The 25,308-nt window shown below is 71.9% G+C and carries 16 protein-coding genes; 12 read left to right on the top strand and 4 right to left on the bottom strand.

Going from position 1 to position 25,308, the window contains the following annotated elements; all coding sequences use genetic code 11:
• Positions 1 to 247: 247 nt before the first annotated feature.
• The 3 genes from ACFY1E_RS18185 to ACFY1E_RS18175 all read left to right on the top strand — a co-directional run bounded on the left by ACFY1E_RS18185 (position 248) and on the right by ACFY1E_RS18175 (position 3,735).
• Positions 248 to 835, top strand: coding sequence for a sigma-70 family RNA polymerase sigma factor (locus ACFY1E_RS18185; protein WP_115906402.1), 588 nt, complete (start codon positions 248 to 250; stop codon positions 833 to 835).
• Positions 836 to 989: 154 nt separating this feature from the next.
• Positions 990 to 2,492 carry an IMP dehydrogenase gene (gene guaB, locus ACFY1E_RS18180; RefSeq protein WP_389076858.1) on the top strand — a complete coding sequence of 501 codons (1,503 nt, stop codon included), beginning with the start codon at positions 990 to 992 and terminating at the stop codon, positions 2,490 to 2,492.
• A gap of 118 nt (positions 2,493 to 2,610) precedes the next feature.
• Complete coding sequence (locus tag ACFY1E_RS18175) at positions 2,611 to 3,735, top strand: GuaB3 family IMP dehydrogenase-related protein (RefSeq protein WP_030930340.1); 1,125 nt, start codon at positions 2,611 to 2,613, stop codon at positions 3,733 to 3,735.
• A gap of 691 nt (positions 3,736 to 4,426) precedes the next feature.
• Here ACFY1E_RS18175 and ACFY1E_RS18170 read toward each other — a convergent pair.
• Together ACFY1E_RS18170 and ACFY1E_RS18165 are read right to left on the bottom strand one after the other, a co-directional pair.
• The gene (locus ACFY1E_RS18170; RefSeq protein ID WP_389076855.1) at positions 4,427 to 4,966 is read right to left on the bottom strand and encodes a hypothetical protein; all 540 of its coding nucleotides are present in this window, start codon (positions 4,964 to 4,966) and stop codon (positions 4,427 to 4,429) included.
• Positions 4,967 to 5,091: 125 nt separating this feature from the next.
• Positions 5,092 to 6,297: a nucleotide sugar dehydrogenase gene (locus ACFY1E_RS18165; protein WP_389076854.1), complete on the bottom strand. Its 1,206-nt coding sequence runs from the start codon at positions 6,295 to 6,297 to the stop codon at positions 5,092 to 5,094.
• 271 nt (positions 6,298 to 6,568) lie between these two features.
• Here ACFY1E_RS18165 and ACFY1E_RS18160 point away from each other — a divergent pair, with 271 nt between their 5' ends.
• Positions 6,569 to 8,275, top strand: a complete 1,707-nt coding sequence (locus ACFY1E_RS18160; RefSeq protein WP_389076851.1) for a glycerol-3-phosphate dehydrogenase/oxidase — start codon at positions 6,569 to 6,571, stop codon at positions 8,273 to 8,275.
• Between the two features lie 96 nt (positions 8,276 to 8,371).
• Here ACFY1E_RS18160 and ACFY1E_RS18155 read toward each other — a convergent pair whose 3' ends face one another.
• A complete protein-coding gene (locus ACFY1E_RS18155; RefSeq protein WP_389076849.1) occupies positions 8,372 to 9,415 on the bottom strand; it encodes a serine hydrolase domain-containing protein in 1,044 nt (347 codons plus the stop codon).
• A 172-nt stretch (positions 9,416 to 9,587) separates the two neighbouring features.
• Between ACFY1E_RS18155 and ACFY1E_RS18150 the strand changes: the two genes are divergently transcribed.
• The 5 genes from ACFY1E_RS18150 (at position 9,588) to ACFY1E_RS18130 (ending at position 19,862) form a co-directional block, all read left to right on the top strand.
• Positions 9,588 to 11,795, top strand: a complete 2,208-nt coding sequence (locus tag ACFY1E_RS18150; protein ID WP_389076976.1) for a serine/threonine-protein kinase — start codon at positions 9,588 to 9,590, stop codon at positions 11,793 to 11,795.
• A 164-nt stretch (positions 11,796 to 11,959) separates the two neighbouring features.
• Positions 11,960 to 14,659: a protein kinase gene (locus tag ACFY1E_RS18145; RefSeq protein ID WP_389076847.1), complete on the top strand. Its 2,700-nt coding sequence runs from the start codon at positions 11,960 to 11,962 to the stop codon at positions 14,657 to 14,659.
• A 160-nt stretch (positions 14,660 to 14,819) separates the two neighbouring features.
• Positions 14,820 to 16,502, top strand: coding sequence for a serine/threonine-protein kinase (locus tag ACFY1E_RS18140; RefSeq protein ID WP_389076845.1), 1,683 nt, complete (start codon positions 14,820 to 14,822; stop codon positions 16,500 to 16,502).
• A gap of 73 nt (positions 16,503 to 16,575) precedes the next feature.
• Entirely contained in the window at positions 16,576 to 18,189 is a 1,614-nt protein-coding gene (locus ACFY1E_RS18135; protein WP_389076842.1) for a serine/threonine-protein kinase, read from the top strand.
• A gap of 98 nt (positions 18,190 to 18,287) precedes the next feature.
• A complete protein-coding gene (locus tag ACFY1E_RS18130) occupies positions 18,288 to 19,862 on the top strand; it encodes a serine/threonine-protein kinase (RefSeq protein ID WP_389076839.1) in 1,575 nt (524 codons plus the stop codon).
• A 7-nt stretch (positions 19,863 to 19,869) separates the two neighbouring features.
• On the opposite strand, the gene ACFY1E_RS18125 is transcribed toward ACFY1E_RS18130, so the two are convergent.
• Positions 19,870 to 20,772: an AraC family transcriptional regulator gene (locus ACFY1E_RS18125; protein ID WP_389076837.1), complete on the bottom strand. Its 903-nt coding sequence runs from the start codon at positions 20,770 to 20,772 to the stop codon at positions 19,870 to 19,872.
• Between the two features lie 72 nt (positions 20,773 to 20,844).
• Here ACFY1E_RS18125 and ACFY1E_RS18120 point away from each other — a divergent pair, with 72 nt between their 5' ends.
• The 3 genes from ACFY1E_RS18120 to ACFY1E_RS18110 all read left to right on the top strand — a co-directional run bounded on the left by ACFY1E_RS18120 (position 20,845) and on the right by ACFY1E_RS18110 (position 25,286).
• Positions 20,845 to 21,747, top strand: a complete 903-nt coding sequence (locus ACFY1E_RS18120) for an MBL fold metallo-hydrolase (RefSeq protein ID WP_389076835.1) — start codon at positions 20,845 to 20,847, stop codon at positions 21,745 to 21,747.
• A gap of 49 nt (positions 21,748 to 21,796) precedes the next feature.
• Entirely contained in the window at positions 21,797 to 23,536 is a 1,740-nt protein-coding gene (locus tag ACFY1E_RS18115) for a serine/threonine-protein kinase (protein WP_389076833.1), read from the top strand.
• Between the two features lie 136 nt (positions 23,537 to 23,672).
• Complete coding sequence (locus ACFY1E_RS18110; protein WP_389076830.1) at positions 23,673 to 25,286, top strand: succinic semialdehyde dehydrogenase; 1,614 nt, start codon at positions 23,673 to 23,675, stop codon at positions 25,284 to 25,286.
• Positions 25,287 to 25,308 lie beyond the last annotated feature (22 nt).

The following is a 25,308-nucleotide window of genomic DNA, read 5'->3' as shown; positions in this document are numbered from 1 at the left end:
CCATGGGGCGCGGGAAACGGCACCCGCACCCCCTCGGAGCCGCTTGTCAAAAGGCCCCGCCGGGCACCCGATGCTCGTTTCGGCGCGGATGCCGCATCCTTGAGGTGTGGAGTCTCTCGGGGACGAGTCGGTCGAGCGGAAGGGGAGGGCGCAAGGGATGAGTTCCGGCGCACCTGCTCATAACGCTTCGGTGCACAACATCGGACACGGTGCCACGGCCCGCGCGGCCGCAAGGCACCATGGACCGATGCGCGACGACGAGGCGGCGAACGCCGCAGGGGCGATCGGTGCACTCGTCCACCGCGCCGTGGACGGGGACGAGCAGGCCACACACGACCTGCTGGCCCATGTCCACCCCCTGGCGCTGCGCTACTGCCGCACGCGTCTGTCACGTCTGCCGGGTGACGCCCGGCACTTCGTGGAGGACCTCGCGCAGGAGGTCTGCGTCGCCGTCCTCCTCGCGCTGCCGCGCTACAAGGACACCGGCCGGCCCTTCGAGGCGTTCGTCTTCGCCATCGCCGCGCACAAGGTCGCTGACCTGCAGCGGGCGGCGATGCGGCACCCGGGGTCGACGGCGGTCCCGTCCGACGAGATGCCCGAGCGGCCGGACGACTCGCTCGGCCCGGAGGAGCGGGCGCTGCTCAGCAGCGACGCCGAATGGGCCAAGAAACTGCTGGCCAACCTGCCGGAGAACCAGCGCGAGCTGCTCCTGCTGCGGATCGCGGTGGGTCTCACGGCCGAGGAGACGGGACAGATGTTGGGAATGTCACCCGGAGCGGTGCGGGTCGCACAGCACCGGGCACTGAGCCGGCTCAGGGCACTCGCGGAGCAGTGACCGCACTGCCGTAAGCGCCTTCCTTGAACAGGGCTCTCGACGATTCCGTACGAACATACGAAGCCCAGAGTCACGCGGAACCGTGGAATTCGAGAGCCGTGCTTCCCGTTAGCATGGACATCCGCACCGATCAAGGCCATTTGGGGAAGGTGTCATGACTGCAAACGTCGACGGAGTGCCCGGTAAATTCGCGACACTCGGGCTGACCTACGACGACGTGCTGCTGCTGCCGGGCGCATCCGAGGTGCTCCCCAACGCGGTCGACACCTCGTCCCGCATCTCCCGCAACGTCCGGGTCAACATCCCGCTGCTCTCCGCGGCGATGGACAAGGTGACCGAGTCCCGCATGGCGATCGCGATGGCCCGCCTCGGCGGCGTCGGCGTGCTGCACCGCAACCTGTCCGTGGAGGACCAGGTCAACCAGGTCGACCTGGTCAAGCGGTCCGAGTCCGGCATGGTCACCGACCCGATCACGGTGCACCCGGAGGCGACGCTCGCCGACGCGGACGCCCTGTGCGCCAAGTTCCGCATCAGCGGTGTCCCCGTCACCGACCCGGCCGGCAAGCTGCTCGGCATCGTCACCAACCGTGACATGGCCTTCGAGTCCGACCGCAGCCGCCAGGTGCGCGAGGTCATGACGCCGATGCCGCTGGTCACCGGCAAGGTCGGCATCTCCGGTGTGGACGCCATGGAGCTGCTGCGCAAGCACAAGATCGAGAAGCTGCCGCTGGTCGACGACAACGGCATCCTCAAGGGCCTCATCACGGTCAAGGACTTCGTCAAGGCCGAGAAGTACCCGAACGCCGCCAAGGACGCCGAGGGCCGGCTGCTCGTCGGTGCCGCGGTCGGCGCGAGCCCCGAGGCGCTGGAGCGCGCCCAGGCGCTTGCCGAGGCCGGTGTGGACTTCCTGGTCGTCGACACCTCGCACGGCCACAACAGCAACGCCCTGAGCTGGATGTCGAAGATCAAGTCGAGCGTCTCCGTCGACGTGATCGGCGGCAACGTCGCCACCCGCGACGGCGCGCAGGCCCTCATCGACGCCGGAGTCGACGGCATCAAGGTGGGTGTCGGCCCCGGTTCCATCTGTACGACCCGAGTGGTCGCCGGCATCGGCGTCCCGCAGGTCACCGCCATCTACGAGGCCTCTCTCGCGGCCCGTCCGGCGGGCATCCCGCTGATCGGCGACGGCGGCCTGCAGTACTCCGGCGACATCGGCAAGGCACTTGCGGCCGGCGCCGACACGGTGATGCTCGGCTCGCTGCTCGCGGGCTGCGAGGAGTCGCCCGGCGAGCTGCAGTTCATCAACGGCAAGCAGTTCAAGTCGTACCGCGGCATGGGCTCGCTCGGCGCCATGCAGTCGCGCGGCCAGGCGAAGTCGTACTCGAAGGACCGCTACTTCCAGGGCGAGGTCTCCTCCGACGACAAGCTCGTGCCCGAGGGCATCGAGGGCCAGGTGCCCTACCGCGGCCCGCTCTCCAGCGTCCTGCACCAGCTCGTCGGCGGCCTGCGCCAGACCATGGGCTATGTGGGCGCGGCCACCATCGAGGAGATGGAGTCCAAGGGCCGCTTCGTGCGGATCACCTCCGCGGGCCTCAAGGAGAGCCACCCGCACGACATCCAGATGACGGTCGAGGCGCCGAACTACAGCCGCAAGTAGTCGCACAAGCAGTCAGCAGGCTCCTTCAAGGGCGGTCCCGGAAGCACCGGGGCCGCCCTTGTCGTACCCGTCGGCGATACTGGAAGACGCTGCAACGCATCAGGGAAAGGCCACAGACGTGACTGAGATCGAGATCGGGCGCGGCAAGCGCGGCCGCCGGGCGTACGCCTTCGACGACATCGCCGTCGTCCCCAGCCGCCGTACGCGGGACCCGAAGGAGGTCTCGATCGCCTGGCAGATCGACGCCTACCGCTTCGAGCTGCCGTTCCTGGCCGCCCCCATGGACTCCGTGGTCTCCCCGGCCACCGCGATCCGCATCGGTGAGCTCGGCGGCCTCGGCGTGCTGAACCTCGAGGGCCTGTGGACGAGGTACGAGGACCCGCAGCCGCTGCTCGACGAGATCGTCGGCCTCGACGCGGACCGGGCGACGCGCCGGCTCCAGGAGATCTACGCCGCTCCCATCAAGGAGGAGCTGATCGGCGCCCGCCTGAAGGAGGTGCGCGACTCCGGCGTGGTCACTGCCGCCGCGCTCTCCCCGCAGCGCACGGCCCAGTTCTCCAAGGCGGTCGTGGACGCGGGCGTGGACATCTTCGTCATCCGCGGTACGACGGTCTCCGCGGAGCACGTCTCCGGCTCGCACGAGCCGCTGAACCTGAAGCAGTTCATCTACGAGCTCGACGTCCCGGTGATCGTCGGCGGCTGCGCCACGTACACGGCGGCCCTGCACCTGATGCGCACGGGCGCGGCGGGCGTGCTCGTCGGCTTCGGCGGCGGCGCCGCGCACACCACGCGCAACGTGCTGGGCATCCAGGTCCCGATGGCGACCGCGGTCGCGGACGTGGCGGCGGCGCGTCGTGACTACATGGACGAGTCCGGCGGCCGGTACGTGCACGTGATCGCGGATGGTGGCGTCGGCTGGTCCGGCGACCTGCCGAAGGCGATCGCCTGCGGCGCGGACGCCGTGATGATGGGCTCCCCGCTCGCCCGCGCCACGGACGCGCCCGGCAAGGGCCACCACTGGGGCATGGAGGCCGTCAACGAGGAACTCCCGCGCGGCAAGAAGGTCGACCTCGGCACGGTCGGCACCATCGAGGAGGTGCTCACCGGCCCGTCGCACACGCCTGACGGTTCGATGAACCTCTTCGGCGCGCTGCGGCGGGCGATGGCCACGACCGGGTACAGCGAGCTGAAGGAGTTCCAGCGGGTCGAGGTGACGGTGGCGGACTCGCAGCACAAGCGGTAGGGCTTACGGCGCCTGAAGGGCCGGTCATCCCGAGGGGTGGGTGACCGGCTCTTTTGCGTGCCCAAGTGGGCTGGTGGGGGCGCGCGTCGAGGGGTGGGGGCGCGCGGTTGCGTTCGGGGCGAATGTGGGCCGAACGGGCGTAAGCGGGCGGTAGTGTCCGTGATCGGCGACCCGCTGGTTGGGGCGCCCCCTTCCAAGGAGCACGTCTCCGGACCCGGTGCCCGGGGCCCGGCCCGGAGCTCCAATGGACCGCCCAACCGGGTTAACGGGCGGCGTCATGGAAGGGGGCGTGCCCATGGGCCGTCACCGCAAGCCCACCCGCTGGGATCAGATTCGGCTTCGGCTGGTGAAGTTCCGGAGGAGGTGGATCTTGCGGATTTACGGCCGGTGAGCGGCCGCCCCTAAATCAGCTAGGGGCGGACACCCGTAAACCGGCCAGGAGCCCGCCGCAGTTCCCGCTGCGGTGGGCTCCACCTTCTCGGTGGTGAGCGGCCGCCCCCAAGTGAGCTAGGGGCGGACACTTCGTGAATCATCCAGGAGCCCGCGCAGTACTGCATTGCCCTCTGCGGTGGGCCCCACCTGCTAGGTACGGTACCGGCGCCGCGCCCCGCATGCCACCAGCCCCGGAGCCCGCCGCACCCGCGCGCCCCCCTTCACCACCGACGCGCCGCCCCGCCGCGCACCGGCAGTGTCAGACCGCCGCCTTCTTGGCCCCCGTGAACGCCACATACGCGGCGATCGCGAAGAACACGAACGTCAGCGGGTCGGCGTCCGTCTTCCAGGCCTCCTGGACCACGCTGAGGTGCTGGAAGAAGACCTCGTTGAAGCCGACCTTCACCTGGTCCGCGATGAGTATCGCGTCGCCCACCAGCTGGCCGACGTAGACGGCGGCCAGGGACAGGACCGCGCTCGCGACCGGCAGAACCGGGTTGCGGCCGCCGAGTCGGCCCGCGGCGAGGCCGATCAGGAAGCCGACGCCGACCGCCGCCCACCCGATCTCGTGCTTGGTCAGGCCGATGATCGCGCCGTAGACACCGGCGACGACCACGGCGGCAGCGAACGCGGCCCCCAGACCGAGCCCGATGTTGTTCTTCACGGGAGCAGGCGCCGGAGCGGGCGCGTACGGAACGCCCGGCGCCGGAGGCTGCGGCACCGCGCCCGGCTGCTGGACCTCCGGGGTGCCGTCGACCGGCTGGGGCTGCGGCGGCGGCGTTGGAGCTGACTGGCTCATGACAGAAATCCCCCCACGGGAGGGAACGAGCGGATGGTGAAGCGAAGAAAGTGTGCGCACGTGTGTGCGACGAGTGGAGGGAGACCAACAGGTGGGTATGACAGGGCGGCCAGTGAAATATGCGGTCAGAGGCGGTGGGCGGCCCCCGTCGGGACGGCTCCGCGGGTGTCCAGCAGCAACTGCGCCTTCACCGACAGGCCTTGGAGGTCGTACGTCCGGTGCTGCTGGAGCAGGATCGTCAGATCGGCCTCGGCCGCGGCCTCGTAGAGGGCGTCCGCGCGCGGGACCGGGCGGTCCTGGACGCTCCAGGACGGGACGTGCGGGTCGTGGTAGCTGATCGAGGCGCCCAGTTCCATGAGGCGGACGGCGATCTCCGGGGCGGTGGTGCCCTGTTGGTCGGCGAGGTCCGGCTTGTAGGTGACGCCGAGGAGCAGCACGCGTGCGCCGCGCGCCGACTTGCCGTGCTCGTTGAGGAGCGCTGCGGCGCGCTGGACGACGTAACGGGGCATCTGACTGTTGACCTGCTGGGCCAGTTCGACCATGCGCAGGCGGCCGGGGGCGCCGCTCAGGTCCTGGGGGACGGCGTGGCCGCCGACACCGGGGCCGGGGCGGAAGGCCTCGAAGCCGAACGGCTTGGTCTCCGCGCAGCGGATGACGTCCCAGACGTCGACGCCGAGGTGGTTGCAGAGGACGGCCATCTCGTTGACGAGCGCGATGTTGACGTGCCGGAAGTTGGTCTCCAGGAGTTGCACGGTCTCCGCCTCGCGCAGTCCACGCGCGCGTACCACCTTGTCGGTGAGGCGGCCGTAGAACGCGGCGGCGGACTCGGTGCAGGCGGAGGTGAGGCCGCCGATCACCTTGGGGATGTTGGCCGGGGTGAAGGCGCGGTTGCCGGGGTCGACCCGGCTGGGGGAGTAGGCGAGGTGGAAGTCGCGGCCCGCCTGCAGCCCGGAGCCCTCCTCCAGGAGGGGGCACAGGAACTCCTCGGTGGTGCCCGGGGGGACCGGTGACTCCAGGATGACCGTGGTGTGCGGGCGCAGCCGGGCGGCCAGGGCGCGGGCGGCCGCCTCCACCTGACCGAGGTCGAGCTTGCCGTCGGCGCCGCGCGGGGTCGGCGCGCAGATGACCGCGGTGCGTACCCGGCCGAGCTCGGCCGGGCTGGTGGCGTGCCGGAAGCCCCCCGAGAGCATCCGGCGCAGTTCGGCGGGGCTGAGGGAGCCCTGCTCGGGCCCGGTCCGATAGCCGAGTGTGGGGATGCCGGCCGCTACGGCTGCCTGGGCCAGGGGCAGGCCGAACGGGCCGAGTCCGATGACGGCGAGATCTGCGGGCATGGGGTGGGCCGTCCTCCCAGTAACCGAAGCGGGGCAGGTGCGCAAGTCCTGTGGACAGGACAGGCGAAGTGCAATGTCACACTAGGAGTAAATATGACCGATTTGCGGGATTGGTTGTCCGTGTTTTCTGCAGGTCTCGGGAATGTTGTCCACAGGCTGGGGGTGACTGGTGGCTGAAGCCGGGCAAGCCGGTCAGAATTTGGGCATGGGGGATGAGAACCGGGCTTCGCCCGACGGGTGCGGCCGACGCTATCGATAGCGGGAGGCAGCGGTGAGGACAGCGACACTGGGGCCGGCGCAGCGAGCCGAGTCACTGGCGGGAATGGCCGAGCGTGAGCTGGACGTACTGGTGGTGGGCGGCGGCGTGGTCGGTGCGGGCACCGCCCTGGACGCCGTGACACGCGGACTGTCCACCGGTCTGGTCGAGGCGCGGGACTGGGCGTCGGGCACCTCCAGCAGGTCCAGCAAGCTGATCCACGGCGGACTGCGCTATCTGGAGATGCTCGACTTCGCGCTCGTACGGGAGGCGCTGAAGGAGCGGGGCCTGCTGCTGGAGCGGCTGGCCCCGCATCTGGTGAAGCCGGTGCCGTTCCTGTACCCGCTGCAGCACAAGGGCTGGGAGCGCCTGTACGCCGGTTCGGGCGTCGCGCTCTACGACGCGATGTCGATGGCCCGCGGACACGGGCGCGGCCTGCCCACGCACCGTCATCTGACCCGCCGCCACGCCCTGCGCGTGGCACCCGCCTTGAAGAAGGACGCCCTGGTCGGAGCCCTGCAGTACTACGACGCCCAGATGGACGACGCGCGTTATGTGGCCACGCTGGTGCGCACGGCGGTGGCGTACGGCACGAAGGCCGCCAACCGCGCGCGTGTGACGGGCTTCCTGCGGGAGGGCGAACGCGTCGTGGGTGCGCGCGTGCAGGACGTCGAGGCGGGCGGCGAGTACGAGGTCCGCGCCAAGCAGATCGTCAACGCGACCGGTGTGTGGACCGACGACACCCAGGCCATGGTCGGCGAGCGCGGCCAGTTCCACGTGCGGGCGTCCAAGGGCATCCACCTGGTCGTACCGAAGGACCGCATCAGCTCCTCGTCGGGGCTGATCCTGCGCACCGAGAAGTCCGTGCTGTTCGTCATCCCCTGGGGCAGGCACTGGATCGTCGGGACCACGGACACCGACTGGGACCTCGACAAGGCGCACCCGGCCGCCTCCAGCGCGGACATCGACTATCTGCTGGAGCATGTGAACTCGGTCCTCGCGGTGCCGCTGACCCGGGACGACGTGCAGGGCGTGTACGCGGGGCTGCGGCCGCTGCTGGCCGGAGAGTCGGAGGCCACCAGCAAGCTGTCGCGCGAGCACACGGTCGCCCATCCCGTGCCCGGCCTCGTCGTGGTCGCCGGCGGCAAGTACACGACGTACCGGGTGATGGCCAAGGACGCGGTGGACGAGGCGGTCCACGGCCTCGACATGCGGGTCGCCGAGTGCGTGACGGAGGACGTGCCGCTGCTCGGGGCCGAGGGCTACCGGGCGCTGTGGAACGCGCGGGCGCGGATCGCGGCGCGGACGGGTCTTCATGTGGTGCGCGTGGAGCATCTGCTGAACCGGTACGGGTCGATGGCCGAGGAGGTCCTCGACCTCGTCGTCGCCGACGCCTCCCTCGGGGAGCCGCTGCAGGCCGCCGACGACTATCTGCGCGCCGAGATCGTGTACGCCGCCTCGCACGAAGGGGCCCGGCACCTGGACGACGTGCTGACCAGGCGCACCCGCATCTCCATCGAGACCTTCGACCGGGGGACGCGCAGCGCACGGGAGGCGGCCGAGCTCATGGCGCCGGTGCTCGGCTGGGACAAGGACCAGATCGAGCGCGAGATCGAGCACTACGAGAAGCGGGTGGAGGCCGAGCGGGAGTCGCAGCGGCAGCCGGACGACCTGACGGCGGATGCGGCGCGGTTGGGGGCGCCGGACATCGTGCCGCTGTAGGAGGCCGGTAGTCCGGGCGCGTCCGGGCGGGCAGGCGTCCGCAGATCACTCGAACGGGTGGCGCGATCCGGGATCTCCGTTCGGAACCCGGCCGTTCTACGGAGTGCGAGGGCAGAACTCGGCGGCGAGCAGGGCCGGTTCGAGGCCGGGGTCTGCGATCGCCGTCGTGTTCACGCGGAAGGTGAGGACATGCCGGCCGTCGGCGGTGGCTGCGGTGCGCACGTAGCTGCCGGTGATGCGTCCGTTGTGTCCCCACACCGTGATGCCGCACGGCAGCTTCTCGGGAAGCAGGCCCATGCCGTACAGGCCGTGTGCGGTGCGGGTGTCGCGCATCTCGCGCAGCAGGCGCGAGGGCAGCAGTTCGCCGCCCAGCAGGGCCGCGTAGAAGCGGTCCAGGTCGGCGAGCGTGGTCACCAGCTCGCCCGCGGCTCCGGCCACCCGCGGGTCGAGTTCGGTGACGTCGGCTCCGTCGGTGGCGTAGGCGCGGCCGTGCGGAGAGGGCAGAGAGGTGCGGGAGCCGGGGAAGGAGGTGCCCGTCAGACCCAGCGGAACGACGATGCGGCGCTCGGCCTCGGTGGCGTACGAGTGGCCGGTGACCTGCTGGATGACCATGCCGAGCAGCACGTAGTTGGTGTTCGAGTACGAGTAGCGGCCGGGGGCGGCCGGGGGGTGGGTGAGGGCGATGCGTACGGACTGACGAGGGGAGAGGGGAACGAGGCCTCCGGTCTCCGCGGTGAAGTCGTTCAGGCCGCTGGTGTGGGTGAGCAGGGCGCGCAGGGTGATCCTGCGGCCGTCGTTTCCTGCTCCGTGCACCAGGCCGGGCAGATGCTGCTCGACGGTGTCGGACAGGGACAGGCGGTGTTCCGCCGCGAGTTGCAGGACGACCGTGGCGATGAAGGTCTTCGTGATGCTGCCGGCGCGGAAGCGGTCGGCACGGGCGATGCCGCGGCCGGCCCGCGCGTAGCGGGTGCCGGAGTCCTCGCGGGCGAGAAGGGCTGCGGCGGGGGCTCCGCCCTGCGTGACCAGCAGGGGCAGGAGGGTGTCCGTGGCCGGTGCCGCGGGCGCCGAGGACGAGGGCGGGGACAGGGTGAGGAGCACCAGCGACACGGGCGCGGCCAGTAGCGTCCTGAGCGGCGGCATCGCGAGCTCCTCCCTTGTCGCGGCCCATCATCCAGGGTGACGCGACGCGCGGCCCGGCGGGGTCCGGGGCGCACGGGCTGCTCGTACGGTGCCACGGGCACCCTGGGCGTCGGGCACTTGTCGGGTGAGGGACAATGGAGGCTCTGTCAGGGCGGGTTGCATGAGGGGACGCATGTCGGAGGCGGAGCGGGCGGGGACATCTCGTCAGGACACTCGTCAGGACAACAGCGAGCGTCTTCTCGCCGGGCGGTACCGGCTGGGGAGGGTGCTCGGCCGCGGCGGCATGGGCACGGTGTGGCGGGCCGAGGACGAGACCCTCGGCCGGACGGTCGCCGTCAAGGAGCTGCGGTTCCCGTCGAACATCGACGAGGACGAGAAACGCCGGCTGATCACACGGACATTGCGCGAGGCCAAGGCGATCGCGCGGATCCGCAACAACAGCGCGGTGACGGTCTTCGACGTGGTCGAGGAGGACGACCGGCCGTGGATCGTGATGGAACTCGTCGAGGGCAAGTCGCTTGCCGAGGTCATCCGGGAGGACGGCCTGCTGGAGCCGAAGCGGGCCGCCGAGGTCGGACTGGCGATCCTCGACGTGCTGCGCTCGGCGCACCGCGAGGGCATCCTGCACCGTGACGTGAAGCCGTCCAACGTGCTTCTGGAGTCCGACACCGACCGGGTCGTGCTCACCGACTTCGGTATCGCCCAGGTCGAGGGCGACCCGTCCATCACCTCGACCGGCATGCTCGTCGGCGCGCCCTCCTACATCTCCCCGGAGCGGGCCCGGGGTCACAAGCCGGGCCCCGCGGCCGACCTGTGGTCGCTCGGCGGACTGCTGTACGCGGCCGTCGAGGGCGTGCCGCCGTACGACAAGGGTTCCGCGATCGCCACCCTCACCGCGGTGATGACCGAGCCGATGGAGGAGCCGAAGAACGCGGGGCCGCTGAGGGACGTCATCTACGGTCTGCTGACCAAGGATCCCGCCAAGCGGCTCGACGACGCGGGGGCGCGGGCGATGCTCAACCGCGTGATCCACGCGCCCGAGCCGAAGGAGGCCGAGCCGGAGCCGCCGCTGGACGCGACGCGGGTGGTGCCGCTGCCGGTGCAGCCCGATGCGCCCAAGGGCAAGGGGAGTTCGGGCGGTTCCGGGAGCAAGCGGGGCGAGGAGGCGGCGGAGAAGCTGCGCGGGGCGCTGCGTTCCGTGCGGAAGGCCGCCGTGGCGGCGGGAGCGGTGGCCGGTTCGGCGGCTGCGACCCGCGGCAGGTCGGCGAGCGGTACGGGCGGTTCGGCGTCCGGCGGCACCAAGTCCGCCGGGGCGTCGGGAGCGGCCGGTTCCTCGGCTCCTCCGGCCCCTCCCGCTCCCACCACTCCGCTGCCCGCGGTGCCTCCGGCTCCGCGGTCGGCCGCGTCGCCGTCCTCTGCGGCTTCGGGAGCCGCTTCCGGTGGCGCTGCCGGTTCCGGTTCATCCGCGGCTTCGGGTTCCGCGGGTGCCTCGGCCTCGTCGGCCGGTGCGGCTTCCGGGGGCCGGGAGAGCGGGGCGCAGGGGGCGAATGCACAGGCCGGTGGGCGCAGCTCGGGGTGGCCGGTCGTGCCGCCGCCGGACCTGCCGCCGCGGCCCGTGCCGAGGGCGCCGCTCACCGACGTGGTGCCGAAGCGGACGCTCGTGATCATCGCGGTGGTGGTCGTGCTCGCCGTGGTCGGGACCGTGCTGGCCGTCGTGCTCGGCGGGGACGGCAAGAGCTCGAACGGCGGCAAGCACGGCGGCGGGAAGGCCGCGACCAGTGCCTCCGCCGGTGCCCGCACCAAGCAGGACGCGAGCGGCGGCACCCGTGCGGGCGGAGCCGACTCGCAGTCCGGGTCGGCGTCGACGGACGGCGGCACTCCCAGCAACAGCCCGACCGCCTCCGGCGGCGGCAGTGCGGGAGCCGGCGGATCGTCCGGGGACGACAGCGCGGTGCAGACGACGTACGCGGGGAGCCAGGGGTACTCGATAGGACTGCCCAAGGGGTGGAAGTACCAGTCGGCGAGTTCCGCCGGGGACCGGTTCACCGGTCCCGACGGGCAGAAGCTGCTCGTCGCCTGGACGTCCACGCCCAAGGGCGACCCGGTGGCCGACTGGAAGAACCAGGAGCGCTACATGACGCGCTCGCAGTACCAGAAGATCCGGATAGAGCAGGTGGACTACCGTGGCTGGAACACGGCCGACTGGGAGTTCACCTATGTCGAGAGCGGGACGGAGTACCGGACGATCGACCGCGGGTTCGTCGTCAGCGAGCATCTCGGATATGCGCTGATGTACACGGCGAAAGCCGCGAACTGGGACAGTGACCTGCGTAAGGCCACCTGGAGCACCCTGGCGAAGACGTTCGAACCCAAGTCGTGATGTGACCGAACCCGTGTTTGAGCCGTGAGATCTGGCATCCCCTCATTGCGGGTTGCCTCCGGCACGTATCGTGAGTGTTTGCGGACCGTACGCATCCAGGTATGGGTGCGGAACGGGACGCAAGGCGAACGGAATTGACCAACCGGGCGGCCGGGGGAGGCAACGTGGACGACTATGCGGGACGGGTTCTTGCCGACCGCTACCGCCTGCCGCTGCCACCCGCCGACGAGTACGAACTCACCGACACCCGCGCCTTCGACACCTACAGCGGTCAGGAAGTCCTGGTCAGGCAGGTGCCGTTGCCGGAAGTCGTCGAGGCGGAGGTGCTCGACGCGGAGGGGCTGCCGGACGGTTTCACGGCGCGCGACCCGCGGCAGCGGGGGAGCGGTCGGTCCGCGCCGCGCACCGGGGTGCGGCGGCCCACCGACCCCGCGGTACGGCGCGCGGTCGAGGCCGCGCAGGCCGCGGCGCAGATCCCCGACCATCCTCGGCTCGACCAGGTCTTCGACGTCTTCGCCGAGGGCGGCTCGCTGTGGATCGTCAGCGAGTTGGTGTCGGCACGGCCGCTGGCGGCGCTGCTCGCCGAGAAGCCGCTCACGCCGTATCGGGCGGCCGAGGTGGCCTCCGACGTCCTGATGGCGCTGCGGGTGCTGCACGCCCATGGCTGGGTGCACCGGAACATCACGGCCCGTACGGTGCTGGTCTGCGACGACGGCCGGGTGATGCTGACCGGGCTCGCGGTCGGCGCGGCGGAGGAGGCGCTGTGCGGGTACGACCCGGTGCCGGCTCCGGAGGGTGACGGGGACGCCGGGTTCGGAGCTGCGGGCGGTTCCGCGGGTGAGCCGGGTGGACCGGCTCTGCCAGGTGTCCAGGGAGCGCCGACCGCCCAGGGCCCGACCGGATACCAGGGTGCTCAAGGCGGTCCCGGGGGCGGCGACCCCGAGGCCGCTCGGCGTGCCGCCATCCGGGCGCGCACCGCCGGGGGGCTGCCGAGCGCCGGGGCGGACACGGCGAACGGGGCGGGGGCGCCGGGTGCGCTCGCGCCCAAGGCCCTGGAGACCGGCGGGGACATCCGGGCCGCGCGGGCGGGGGCGATCGCCGCGTACCGGGCGGGTGCCCGGGCCGCGGCCAGGGTCCAGGAGGCGCAGCAGAGCGGGCGGGCGGCACTGCCCGGTGCCCGTTCCGCGCCCGAGGGCGGCCCCGCCTCACAGGCCAACGGCACGGCCCAGCCGCACGCTTCCGGCGAGGGCGTCGAGACCTCGCCGCGCACCACGAACCCGCCGGGGCAGATAGCCGACCCGTACGGCGTGAGCGCCTGGCACGGGGCTGCGCCCCGGAGCGGAGCAGGCGGGGCACCGGCCGTCGAGAGCGGTGAAGCGGCCGGTCTCGCGGGCCAGGGCGGCCGTACGGCACTCCCGCCGGGCTACGGCGGCTCCTACCCCGGCGGAAGCCCCTACGGCAACGGCGGCACCTCGGCGCCCGGCGCCGGTGCGCCCTCGGCCTCCGGCGTTCCCACCCCCCGCCTCGACAAGGCTCCCCCCACGGGCCTCGCGCCCCCCAGCCGCTGGGACGACCTCGTGGCCGGCACCCCCGCCCCGCGGGGCCCCGCCACCCCGCTCGCCGCCGAGCGGGCCCGACAGGCGCGGATGGCCGTGGTGGGGCCCGTGACCGAGCGGTGGGCGCCGGAGCAGGCCGGGCCCGTGCACGAGAACTGGCAGCTGGCGGCGCCCATCGGACCCGCGACCGACCTGTGGGCGCTCGGGGCGCTGCTGTTCAGGGCCGTACAGGGGCATGCGCCGTATCCGGAGGAGTCGACGGCCGAGCTGGTGCAGATGGTGTGCGCCGAGCCGCCCGCCTTCGCGGAGGAGTGCGGGCCGCTCAGGCCGGTCGTGGAGTCGCTGCTGCGTCAGGACCCGACCGAGCGGCTGGACTTCGAGGAGCTCAGGGGCTGGCTGCGGTCCCTCGTGCGGTCCGCGCCCGAACCCGACGCCGGTGCGCACGTCATCGCGGCGCCCCCTGCCGACCCGAACCGGCTGCCGATCGTACGGCGGCGGGGCGAGCTGGTGCGCAGGCGGCGCGCCGGGCTACCCGCGACCAGTGCGCACGGACGGCACAAGCGGGCCAGGGAGCAGGCGCGTTCGCCGCGCAGCCTCGGCCGCACCCTGCTGGTGCTGATACTGCTCCTGCTGGCCGCGGCGGTCGCGTACGCCGTGCTCTTCATGCCGAAGGCCGGGCAGAAGGATGCCGGCAGCGACCGTACCGGCAGTGCGGGGGAGGTCAGCACCGCGCCCGAGCAGTCCGGCCAGGGCGCGAGCAGTCAGCCACGCCCCGACCAGACCTCGCCCAAGTCCGAGGACAGCCCCTCGAATTCGGCCACCGCGACCGAGAGCCAGACCACCGGACCGGCCGTCGCCGACGGTTTCACGCTGCGGGGCGACCCGGAGGGCTTCCGGATCGCCGTGGCCAAGGGCTGGTCCCGGGCCGGAAAGAACAGCTGGAACCAGGTGGTGTACTCGCACGGCGCCTTCGAGCTCATCGTCGTGAAGGGACGCGACGGCGCGGTCACCTACGGCAGCGACCCGATGGCGTACCAGCGGGACACGGAGCACGAGTTGCAGCCGTACCGCAGCTCCAGCTGGGCCACCGCGACCGGGCTGCGCACCGTCACGGTGGGAACCCGGACCATGGCCGAGGGACAGTTCACCTGGACCGACGCCGGAGGCAACGACCTGTATGTGCGCAACCTCGTGATGCTCATCGACGGGCGGTACCACATCGTGCAGGTGCGCGGTCCCGAGTCGCAGCGGGACGAGGTGACGAAGCTGTACGAGCAGGCGTCGGCCACGTATCAGGTGACGGGCTGACCCCGTCTGCGAACGGTCCGTGAGTTGAAAACGGTTGCTGGCCGGGCCCCGACGCGACAACCGTCACAGTGCGGTCTCCTTGGGACCCCCGTTGTTCCCAGTTGACGGGCCGGTCCTTAGTCTGACCCTGTCAAGAGCATTGCGGGGCAACGTGAATCAGATGCAGGGCCAGCTTGTCGCGGGCCGCTACCGGCTCGCCGACTCGATCGGCAGCGGCGGCATGGGCCGTGTGTGGCGCGCACACGACGAGGTGCTGCACCGTGCTGTCGCCATCAAGGAGTTGACCGCCGCGCTCTATGTGTCCGAGAGCGAACAGGAGCGGCTCCTCGCGCGCACCCGGGCGGAGGCGCGCGCCGCCGCGCGCATCAACCACTCGGCCGTGGTCACCGTGCACGACGTGCTGGAACACGACGGCCGCCCGTGGATCGTGATGGAGCTCGTCGAGGGCTACTCGCTGGCCGACGCCGTCAAGGAGCGGGGCCGCGTCGAGCCCACCGAGACCGCGCGCATCGGACTGTGGGTGCTGCGCGCGCTGCGTGCCGCGCACGCCGCCGGAGTGCTGCACCGCGATGTGAAGCCGGGCAACGTCCTCATCGGGCACGACGGCCGCGTCCTGCTCACCGACTTCGGCATCGCCCAGATCGAGGGCGACACGACGATCACCCGTACCGGAGAGGTCGTCGGCTCCGTCGACTACCTCGCCCCCGAGCGGGTCCGCGGCCACGACCCGGGCCCCGCCTCCGACCTGTGGGCGCTGGGCGCCACGCTGTACACGGCGGTGGAGGGCCGCTCGCCGTTCCGCCGCACCTCGCCGCTGTCCACCATGCAGGCGGTCGTGGAGGAGAACGCAGCCGATCCGCAGCACGCCGGTCCGCTGGGGCCCGTCATGGCCGCGCTGCTGCACAAGGATCCCGCCGCACGGCCGTCCGCGGCCGAGGCCGAGCAGATGCTCGCCGAGGCTGCGGAGGGCCGGCGGTCGAACGCGGCGCAGGCGTACGTTCCGACGCAGCACACCGGCTCCCGCTACGAGACGGGGACCACCGCCACGGGGCCGCGCACCGGCTCCGGCACGGGACCGCAGACGGGCTCCGCCACGCCGTACCCGCCGGCCACCGGGCCGACGTCGATCGGGCCGACCGGGCTGGGCCCGGAGCACCGGACGAGCACCGGTCCCGCGCCGAAGCGCCGTCGCCTGCGTACCGTCGTCCTCTCGATCGCCCTCGCGGCGATCGTCGGCGGAGGCGTGGCCGTGGCATTCCAGTCGTGGGACAAGAAAACGCCGAGCAGCACGGCGGGTGGCACCACGACGCAGAGCCCGACGCCCACGAGCTCGCCCAGCCCGAACGCCAACGGAACCGTTCCTGCGGCATGGCAGCGCTACGACGACCCCTGGGGGTTCAGTCTCTATCTGCCCAAGGGCTGGAGCCGGAAGGTCTTCGGCGTCTCCGGCGAGATCAAGCAGGTCGACTACACACCCGACAAGGGCAAGCACTTCGTCCGCATCGCCCTGGACACCGCACCGGACTTCAAGGACGCCTACTCCCACCAGGTGAGCCTCGAGCACCAGCTCCAGCGGCGCTTCGCCGACTATCACCGCGTACGGCTGGAAACGAACATCTACCGCGACCGGCCCGGCTCCGTCTGGGAGTACAACTGGACCGCGCTGGAGGGGCAGCCTGAGGTGCCCTTCCCCGGTCCGCGCCGTGCCGTCGAGGAGACGTACATGTCCGGGGACGGCACCGAGTACGCGATCTACATCTCGTCGCCCGCTGCCGACTGGGCCACCACGAGCAAGCAGTTCAGGTGGGTCCTGCAGGGCTGGCAGGAGAAGACCTCCCCGTAATCGTTGGGCCGGACGGGGGTTGGCCGAATCGCCGCAGCGGAGCACATCCGTCCGGTGGGGCATGATGGGGCGCATGGGGACCGAGGGGGAAGGCGTCCGTGTCATAGCGGGCCGTTATCGGCTCGAGGCGAGACTCGGGCGCGGTGGCATGGGTGTGGTGTGGCGGGCGACCGACGAGCTGCTCGGCAGGCAGGTGGCGGTCAAGGAGCTTCCCCTCGACCTCGACGAGACGCTGTCCGCGGAGGAGACCAGGCGGCAGCGCGACCGCACCCTGCGTGAGGCGCGTGCGGTGGCACAGTTGCGCCACCCGCACATCATCGTCGTCCACGATGTCGTCGAGCACGACGAACGCCCTTACATCGTCATGGAGTTGATCGACGGCGGCTCCCTCGCCGACCGCATCTCCCAGCGCGGACCGCTCGCCCCGGCCGAGGCCGCCCGGGTCGGCGTCGCCCTGCTCAGCGCCCTGCGCACGGCGCACGAGGCCGGTGTGCTGCACCGCGACATCAAGCCCGCCAACGTCCTGCTGGAGTCCGGCACGGACCGGGTCGTCCTCACCGACTTCGGCATCGCCCAGGTCGCGGGCGCCACCACGCTCACCGAGACCGGCTCCTTCGTCGGCTCGCCCGAGTACACCGCGCCCGAGCGGATGTCCGGGGCGAGGACCGGCCCCGAGTCCGACCTGTGGTCGCTGGGCGCGCTGCTGTGCACCGCGCTGAGCGGCGAGTCCCCCTTCCGGCGCGACTCGCTCGGCGGCATCCTGCATGCGGTCGTCTTCGACGAGATACGGCCGCCGGCACAGGCCGAGCCGCTGCTGCCCGTCGTCCTGGGCCTGCTGGAGCGCGATCCCGACCGCCGGCTGGACGCGGCGCAGGCCGAGCGCATGCTGCGCGCCTACCGCGACACCGGCCGCACCCCCGCCCTGCCCCCCACTTACACACCGACCGAGCACGACGTGCCCCGCCCGCGCACGCCGCAGCCCACGCCGGCACCGACGCCGTCGCCCACCGTGGAGACCAGGCGCTCCACACGGGGCGTGCTGGTGGCCGCCCTGCTGGTCGCCGCGATGGCCGGGGCGGGGGTCTCGGCGGCGGCGCTGCTCATGAACCGGGGCGGCGAAGGGGGTGGCACGCCGACCAGTCCGCCGCCGCGAACCTCGGTGAGCGCGTCGCCGTCACCCACCTCCACCACGCCGAGCCCCTCGCGCACGCCGTCCAAGTCCCCCGTCACGGCGACCCGCCCCTCCGCCCCCTCCGGCTACCGCGTCGCCGAGGACCCGGCCGGCTTCTCCCTCGCCGTACCGGAGGACTTCACCCGCTCACCGCAGGGCGAGCGCGTCTTCTACCTGTCACCGGGGCAGACCTTCCGCCTCGGCATCAAAGCCACCGACCCCGACACGGGCGGCCCGCTCGCAGTGATGCGGCGCGCCGCCGCCAACGGTTCCGACACCAACCCCGGCTACCACGACGGCCGGGTCGTCTCGACCACCCAGCACGGACAACCGGCCGCGCTCTGGGAGTTCACCTGGAACGGCTTCAGCACGGCCGAGGGCCCCCGGCACACCTACGACCTGTGCTGGGAGGAGGGCGGCCGGATGTACGACGTGTGGGTGTCGGCGCCGGTCGGAAAGGTGCGGGAGGCGAAGGAGTACTTCGACGTCGCGGTGGACACCTTCGTGGCCGGGTGAGGCGTGGGTCCGGGATTTCCCGGGGGATACGTCACGGGTGTGTGACCGGAATGCGTCGGCCCTGGCTGCGTGAGCGTCTGGCGCGATATGGATGGTCCATGAGCAGCAGTGGGGGCGTCGGCCAGGAGTCCGACGACACGACGAGTTTTGTTCTGCAACCTCCCAGACCTCGGCAGTCGGAGCCCGGCGCCGGACGTCTCGTCGCGGGCCGTTACCGGTTGCTGGCCAAGCTCGGGCACGGTGGCATGGGCACGGTGTGGCGCGCCAAGGACGAGACCGTCGACCGCGAGGTCGCCGTCAAGGAACCCCGCGTCCCGGACCATCTTCCCGAACGCGAACGTGCCAACGTCTACGAGCGGATGCGTCGCGAGGCCCGCGCCGCGGCCCGGCTCGACCACCCGGCGGTGGTCACCGTCCACGATGTGGCGGTCGTCGACGGCCGGCCGTGGATCGTGATGGAGCTGGTGCAGGGCCGTTCGCTCGGCAGCGCCCTCCAGGAGGGCACGCTGGACGCCCGCGAGGCCGCCAGGATCGGCCTGGAGGTGCTCGGCGCGCTGGAGGCCGCGCACGCGGCGGGCATCCTGCACCGGGACGTCAAGCCGGACAACGTGCTGCTCGGCCGCCACGACCGCGTCGTCCTCACCGACTTCGGCATCGCCCGGATCGAGGGCGAGACCAGCCTGACGGACACGGGCGGATTCGTCGGCTCGCCCGAATTCATCGCCCCGGAACGCGTGTTGGGCCAACGCCCGGGCCCGGCCTCCGACCTCTGGTCCCTCGGTGTCGTCCTCTACGCGGCAACGGAAGGCGTCTCCCCGTTCCGCCGCAGCAACACCCCGGCCACCCTCCAGTCGGTCCTCAACGCCACGCCGGCACCGCCCGCCTCGGCGTCGGGACCGCTGGCCGAGCTGATCACCGGTCTGCTGCAGAAGGACCCGGCGAGGCGTCCGAACGCCGCTCAGGTCCGGGCGCTGCTGGAGCAGACCGCGAACCCGCCGGTCGCGGCACCCCTGCAGCTCACACAGCCCGGGCGGGTGGTCACCCAGGGGCTCCGGCTCGGCCGCAAGGCGTGGTTCGGCGCCGGCGCGGGCGTCCTCGCGGCGGCGCTGGCGGCCTGGCTGGTGATCGCGAATCCCTTCTCCGGCCCGTTGCCCGACGGCTGGAAGACCCACCACGAGAGCGACGTGGCCGCCACGCTGGCGGTACCGGACGGCTACCAGCGCCAGGTGCCGGACCGGAAGACCGACAAGAACCACTGGGTCACCTACAGCGACCTGAGCGGCGCGATCGGGATCACCCTGAGCCTCCAGAAGAAGTCCGAGGACACCGGCGGCGCCATCAAGGACTCCGCGGCCGCCCAGATGTACGACGACAACGGCACCTTCAAGCAGAGCGGCGCGTACGAGCTGAACATGCCGGGCGGCCCGGAGACCAGGACGAAGACCAGGCTGACGACGTACAAGAACAAGCCGTCCGCCGAGAACACGGTGGCCTACAAGAGCAACGACAGCCAGCACCCGCTCCCGCGCGAAGTGCGGATCTTCTACTACAAGTCCGCGGCCGGCGACCTGTACAAGCTGATCGTCAGCTACCCGGGCAAGGGCGACTTCACCGCGCGCGGACGTGAGGTCGCGCAGGCCGCGATCGCGAATCTCGCCGTCGACAAGCTCTGACCCGTCGTCAGCGCCGCACCTGCGCCCGGTACCTCCCCGGCGTCACCCCGAACTCCCGGCTGAACGCGTGCGACAGGGCGTACGGGCTGCTGTATCCCGCCTCGCGGGCCACCGAGGCCAGCGGGGCGTCGGTGTCGCGCAGGAGCGTGGCCGTGCGGGTCAGCCGCCACCAGGTCAGATACGCCATGGGCGGACGGCCGACCAGGGCGGTGAACCGGCGGGCCAGCGTGGCACGGGAGACGCCCGCCTCGGCGGCCAGCCGGTCGTTGGTCCACGGGGCGGCCGGGTCCGAGTGCAGGGCGCGGAGGGCGGCCGTGGTCACCGGGTCGCTGAGCACGGCCGGCCAGGCACCCGTCGCCGTGTCCGCCTCCGTCGTCCACGCCCGAACCATGTAGATCAGCAGCAGATCGAGCAGGCTCGGCAGGGCCAGGCAGGAGCCCGGGCGGCGCTCGTCGAGCTCGCGGGCCAACAGGTCCACGGCGGCGCGCAGTTCGGGATGGGCGCCGACCCGGTTCGGCAGATGGACGACCTGCGGCAGCTCCGCGAGCAGCGGGTGCACCCGGCTGCGGTCGAGGCGGTACTTGCCGCACAGCAACTCCACCTCACGCCCGCCCGGCGCCCCCGCGGACCGTCTCATCTCCTCGAACGGCACGGCTCGCGTCGTATCGCCCGGTGCGTCCGCCAGCACATGCCCCGCCCCGTGCGGCAGCAGTACGACGTCCCCGGCGCCCAGCGTCACCGGCTCGCCGCCTCCGTCGGGCAGCAGCCAGCAGCCACCCGCGAGGACCACGTGGAACCCGGCGCCCTCGTACGGGGCGAGCCGCGTGCACCAGGTGCCGGCGACCCGCAGCCGGTTCGAGGAGGGCTGTCCGATGCGTATCGCGGAGATCGCGTCACTCACCACGTCCATGAGACGTAAGCGTATCCGAATGAGCCAGACAGGCATTGGGTTGCTCACTGCAGCACTTCTAGAGTTCTTGTCATGGCTGATGAGAACGTGCAGAGTTTCATGATCGGTGACGTCGAGGTGGTCCGGGTCGTCGAGTGGCGGGCGCCCTACGCCCCGGCCCGGGACCTCGTTCCGGGCGTCGGCCCCGAGGTGTGGCAGGACAACCGGGAGGCACTCGTCCCGGACCACTGGGAGCCCGGCAGCGACCGGGTCGTGGTCGCGCTGCAGACCTGGGTGCTCCGCAGCGCCGGCCGCACCGTCCTCGTCGACACCGGCGTGGGCAACGGCCGCGAGCGACCCGGCAACGCCCTCTTCCACCAGCGGCAGGGCGACTTCCCGGAGCGTCTGGCGCAGGCCGGAGTGCGTCCGGAGGACGTCGACGTCGTCGTCAACACCCACATCCACGGCGACCACGTCGGCTGGAACACCCACGACGTGGAGGGCGACTGGATCCCCGCCTTCCCGAACGCCACCTACCTCCTCCCGGCCGCCGACGACCACCACTTCGGCCCCGGCGGCGGATACGGCGGCGGCGTGCGCCCGGACGACCGGCTGATCTACGAGGACAGCATCGCCCCCGTGCACACGTCCGGGCAGGCCCTGCTGTGGGACGGCGAGCACCGCATCGACGAGCACCTCACCCTGGAGTCCGCCCCCGGCCACACCCCCGGCTCGTCCGTCCTGCGGGTCGCCTCGCGCGGTGAACGGGCCGTGTTCGCCGGGGACTTGCTGCACAGCCCGGTCCAGATCCTGCTCCCCGAGTGCAGCAGCTGCTTCTGCCTGGACCCCCGGCAGGCGGCCGCCAGCCGCCGCCGGGTGCTCGAACGAGCCGTGGACGAGGGCGAGTTGCTGATCCCCGCGCACTTCGGCGGCTCGGGGGTCGTGGAGGTGCGGCGACGCGGCGACGCCCTCGTCTTCGCCCGCTGGACCCCGTGACACGGGCCCCGCGTCGACAAGTCCCCGTTCCGCAAGGTACTCATGAGGCATGAGTGCAGGCGGCGAACAGACGCGCGAAGGTCGGCTGCTCGGCGGGCGCTACCGGCTGACCGAGCGCATCGGCTCGGGCGGCATGGGCACCGTCTGGCAGGCGTACGACGAACTCGTGGAGCGGGACGTCGCCGTCAAGCAGCCGCGGCTGCCCGGTGACCCGGAGGACGAGCACCACCGGCGGGCCGCCCACCGCCTCTACCGCGAGGCCCGCGCCGCCGCCCGCGTCGACCACCCGGCCGCCGTCTCCATCCATGACGTCGTGGTCGAGGAGGACGGACTGCCCTGGATCGTCATGGAGTTGATCCGTGGCGAGTCCCTCCACGAAGTCCTCCGGCGCGGTCCCGTCGAGGCGTCCGAGGCCGCCCGTATCGGCCTCGCCGTCCTCGGCGCCCTGGACGCGGCGCACGCCGTCGGCATCGTGCACCGGGACGTCAAGCCCGCCAACGTCCTTCTCGGCGCGCACGGCCGGGTCGTCCTCACCGACTTCGGCATCGCCCATGTCCAGGGCGAGGAATCCCTCACCGTGAGCGGGGAGTTCGTCGGCTCCCTGGAGTTCGTCGCGCCCGAGCGCATGTCGGGCCGGGGCGCCGGTCCCGCCTCGGACCTGTGGTCGCTGGGCGTGCTGCTGTACGCGGCCGTGGAGGGAGTCTCCCCGTTCCGGCGTACGACGGTGGAGTCCACGCTCGCCGCGGTCATCGCCTCCGAGGTCCCAGAGCCGAAACAGGCCGGACCGCTCGGCCCGCTGATCGCCCGGCTGCTGGTGAAGGACCCGGAGCAGCGGCCGGGCGCGAAGGAGACCGGCGCGGTACTGGAGGCGGTGGCGGAGGGCTGGCCGGTGCCGCAGGTCGAGGCCGGTAAGACGGTGGCCCAGGGCACGGCAGGGCTGCGGGAGTTCGCCGACGACCTGGGGACCGTACGGCTGGGAGCGGCGCCGGTGCCGGAGACGCCGGCCGCTCCGGCCGAGGCGGCGGCCCCCGTGGCCGTACCGGAATCCGATACCGCACCCACCTCGGGGCCCCGGCCGGCACCCGAGCGGTCCGGTCCCGAGCCGTCCGCCGAACCCGCGACGGCGAGCGTCCCGCACCCCGACCCGGCCCCGAGGCGCGCCCGCCTGCGCCGCCGCACCTCCCTCGCCGCGCTCGCCGCCCTGCTCGTCGGAGGCGCATGGCTCGGCACCCCCTACTTCGTCGAGACCGACAGCGGAGGCGTCACCGAACGGACCGCCACCCTCACCGAGGCCCCGGCCCGCGAGGAGACCCCCGGCCCCAGCGCCACCGTCTGGACCGCGCACCGGGAGCAGGGCATGAACGCCGTGCTGGCCCTGCCGAGCCGCTACCGGCAGTCCGCCAGGGAAGGCAGCGCCGCGAGGCCGCCCCGCCTCGTCGAGTACGACGGGCCCGACAGCAAGGTCACCATCCGCCTCACCCAGTGGGACAAGGCCCCCCGCTCCCCGATGGCCCAGGCACAGCAGGCGCACGCCGACTGGAACTCCTACAACGGGGACGCCCGCACCCAGTACACCCGCACCACCTTCCACGGCTACCAGGCCGTCCAGGCCGACACCACCTACGGTCTGGACGGCACCCCGGAGCGGGTGATGCAGCTGATGATCCGCACCGACGACGGGCGCATGTTCGAGCTGCGCGTGGACATGCCCAAGGGCACCCCGGCCGAGAAGAAGGGCACCGCCCTCTTCAAAGGCGCACGCGACCGCCTCGTGATCGGAAAAACCTGAACCAGTCCCCGTCGTCCCCGCACAACGCCTGATCAGCGCAAACCTTGCCAGTGAGCACTGGCGGCGTGTGTGTACTGCGTGAAGCCGCGTTACCGACGGGTACCCAAAGGCCCCGCTCCGTCATACCCTGCGCCTCATGACGGAAGCGCATGCCGAGGCCAAGACCGGCACGAACCCCCTCGCCCCCGCCCCCGAAGGCGCCCGTACCGCCGCCGACGTGGTCACCCCCGAGCTGATCGCGCAGCTCACCAAGGGCGTGGTCGGCTCCGGACGCACCGCCAACCACACGCCGTTCACCGGCGAGAAGCTGGCCGACCTGCCCGAGTCCACGCCCGAGGACGTCGCCAAGGCCTTCGACGCGGCCCGCGCCGCCCAGGCGGTCTGGGCGCAGACCCCCGTCCGGCAGCGCGCGGCCGTCCTGCTCCGCTTCCACGACCTGATCCTCGCCCGCCAGGCCGAGGTCCTCGACCTGATCCAGCTGGAGACCGGCAAGGCCCGGCTGCACGCCCACGAGGAGGTCCAGGCCGTCGCGGTCGCGAGCCGCCACTACGGCCGCCGGGCCGCCGCCTATCTGAAGCCCAAGCGGCACGCGGGCGCCATGCCGACGCTGACGAAGGTCACCGAACTCCGTCACCCGCGCGGTGTGGTCGGTCAGATCGCCCCGTGGAACTACCCCCTGGAACTCTCCGTCGGCGATGCGCTCCCGGCCTTCGTGGCGGGCAACGCGGTCGTCATGAAGCCGGACACCGAGACCTGTCTGACCGCCCTGTGGGCCCGCGACCTGCTCATCGAGGCCGGCCTCCCGGCCGACGTCTTCCAGGTCGTCCTCGGCGAGGGCCCGGTCGTCGGCCCCGAGGTCGTCAAGCACGCCGACTACGTCTCCTTCACCGGCTCCACCCGCACCGGCCGCGAGGTCGCCCAGGGCGCCGCCGCCCGCCTGGTCGGCGTCTCCCTCGAACTCGGCGGCAAGAACGCCATGCTGGTCCTGGACGACGCCGACATCGAGAAGGCGGCCGCGGGCGCGGTCCGCGCCTGCTTCTCCTCCGCCGGCCAGCTCTGCATCTCCATCGAGCGGCTGTACGTCCACGAGTCGATCGCGGACACCTTCCTGGAGCGCTTCGCCACCCGCACCAAGGCCATGCGCCTCGGCACCTCCCTCGCGTACGGCGCCGACATGGGCTCCCTGGTCGGCGAGCGCCAGCTGGAGACCGTCACCCGCCATGTCGAGGAGGCCGTGGCGAAGGGCGCGAAGGTCGTCGCCGGCGGTGTCGCCCGTCCCGACATCGGCCCGTACTTCTTCGAGCCGACCATCCTCGACGGCGTGACCGAGCCGATGTCGGTCTGCACCGAGGAGACCTTCGGCCCGGTCGTCTCGATCTACCGCTTCAAGACCGACGAGGAGGCGATCGAGCACGCCAACTCCACGCCGTACGGCCTGAACTCCTCGGTCTGGACGAAGAACGGCAGCCGCGGCCGCGAGGTCGCCTCCCGACTGCGCACGGGCACCGTGAACGTCAACGAGGGCTACGCCCCCGCCTACGGCAGCGTCCAGTCGCCCATGGGCGGCATGAAGGACTCCGGCCTCGGCCGCCGCCACGGCTCCGAGGGCATCCTCAAGTACACGGAGGCCCAGACGGTCGCCCACCAGCGGCTCCTGCCGATGGCCCCCTCGCTGGGCATGGACGACGAGAAGTACGCGCAGTTCATGAGCCGCAGCCTCCGGCTGATGAAGGCCCTGCGCTTCAAGTAGAAACACCCGTTCTCAACGAGGA

Origin of the sequence: Streptomyces sp. NPDC001604, from assembly GCF_042893475.1 — a bacterium.
Lineage (GTDB): Bacteria > Actinomycetota > Actinomycetes > Streptomycetales > Streptomycetaceae > Streptomyces.
Note: the sequence above shows the minus strand (reverse complement) of the source record. Positions and strands in the feature narration are given on the sequence as shown.

What these genes read in the sequence shown, in the direction of transcription:
- ACFY1E_RS18185 (WP_115906402.1), top strand. Translation starts at nt 248, where the DNA reads ATGCGCGACGACGAGGCGGCGAACGCCGCAGGGGCGATCGGTGCACTC.
- ACFY1E_RS18170 (WP_389076855.1), bottom strand. Translation starts at nt 4,966, where the DNA reads ATGAGCCAGTCAGCTCCAACGCCGCCGCCGCAGCCCCAGCCGGTCGAC.
- ACFY1E_RS18115 (WP_389076833.1), top strand. Translation starts at nt 21,797, where the DNA reads ATGAGTGCAGGCGGCGAACAGACGCGCGAAGGTCGGCTGCTCGGCGGG.
- guaB (WP_389076858.1), top strand. Translation starts at nt 990, where the DNA reads ATGACTGCAAACGTCGACGGAGTGCCCGGTAAATTCGCGACACTCGGG.
- ACFY1E_RS18120 (WP_389076835.1), top strand. Translation starts at nt 20,845, where the DNA reads ATGGCTGATGAGAACGTGCAGAGTTTCATGATCGGTGACGTCGAGGTG.
- ACFY1E_RS18155 (WP_389076849.1), bottom strand. Translation starts at nt 9,415, where the DNA reads ATGCCGCCGCTCAGGACGCTACTGGCCGCGCCCGTGTCGCTGGTGCTC.
- ACFY1E_RS18125 (WP_389076837.1), bottom strand. Translation starts at nt 20,772, where the DNA reads ATGGACGTGGTGAGTGACGCGATCTCCGCGATACGCATCGGACAGCCC.
- ACFY1E_RS18130 (WP_389076839.1), top strand. Translation starts at nt 18,288, where the DNA reads ATGAGCAGCAGTGGGGGCGTCGGCCAGGAGTCCGACGACACGACGAGT.
- ACFY1E_RS18165 (WP_389076854.1), bottom strand. Translation starts at nt 6,297, where the DNA reads ATGCCCGCAGATCTCGCCGTCATCGGACTCGGCCCGTTCGGCCTGCCC.
- ACFY1E_RS18140 (WP_389076845.1), top strand. Translation starts at nt 14,820, where the DNA reads ATGCAGGGCCAGCTTGTCGCGGGCCGCTACCGGCTCGCCGACTCGATC.
- ACFY1E_RS18150 (WP_389076976.1), top strand. Translation starts at nt 9,588, where the DNA reads ATGTCGGAGGCGGAGCGGGCGGGGACATCTCGTCAGGACACTCGTCAG.
- ACFY1E_RS18110 (WP_389076830.1), top strand. Translation starts at nt 23,673, where the DNA reads ATGACGGAAGCGCATGCCGAGGCCAAGACCGGCACGAACCCCCTCGCC.
- ACFY1E_RS18135 (WP_389076842.1), top strand. Translation starts at nt 16,576, where the DNA reads ATGGGGACCGAGGGGGAAGGCGTCCGTGTCATAGCGGGCCGTTATCGG.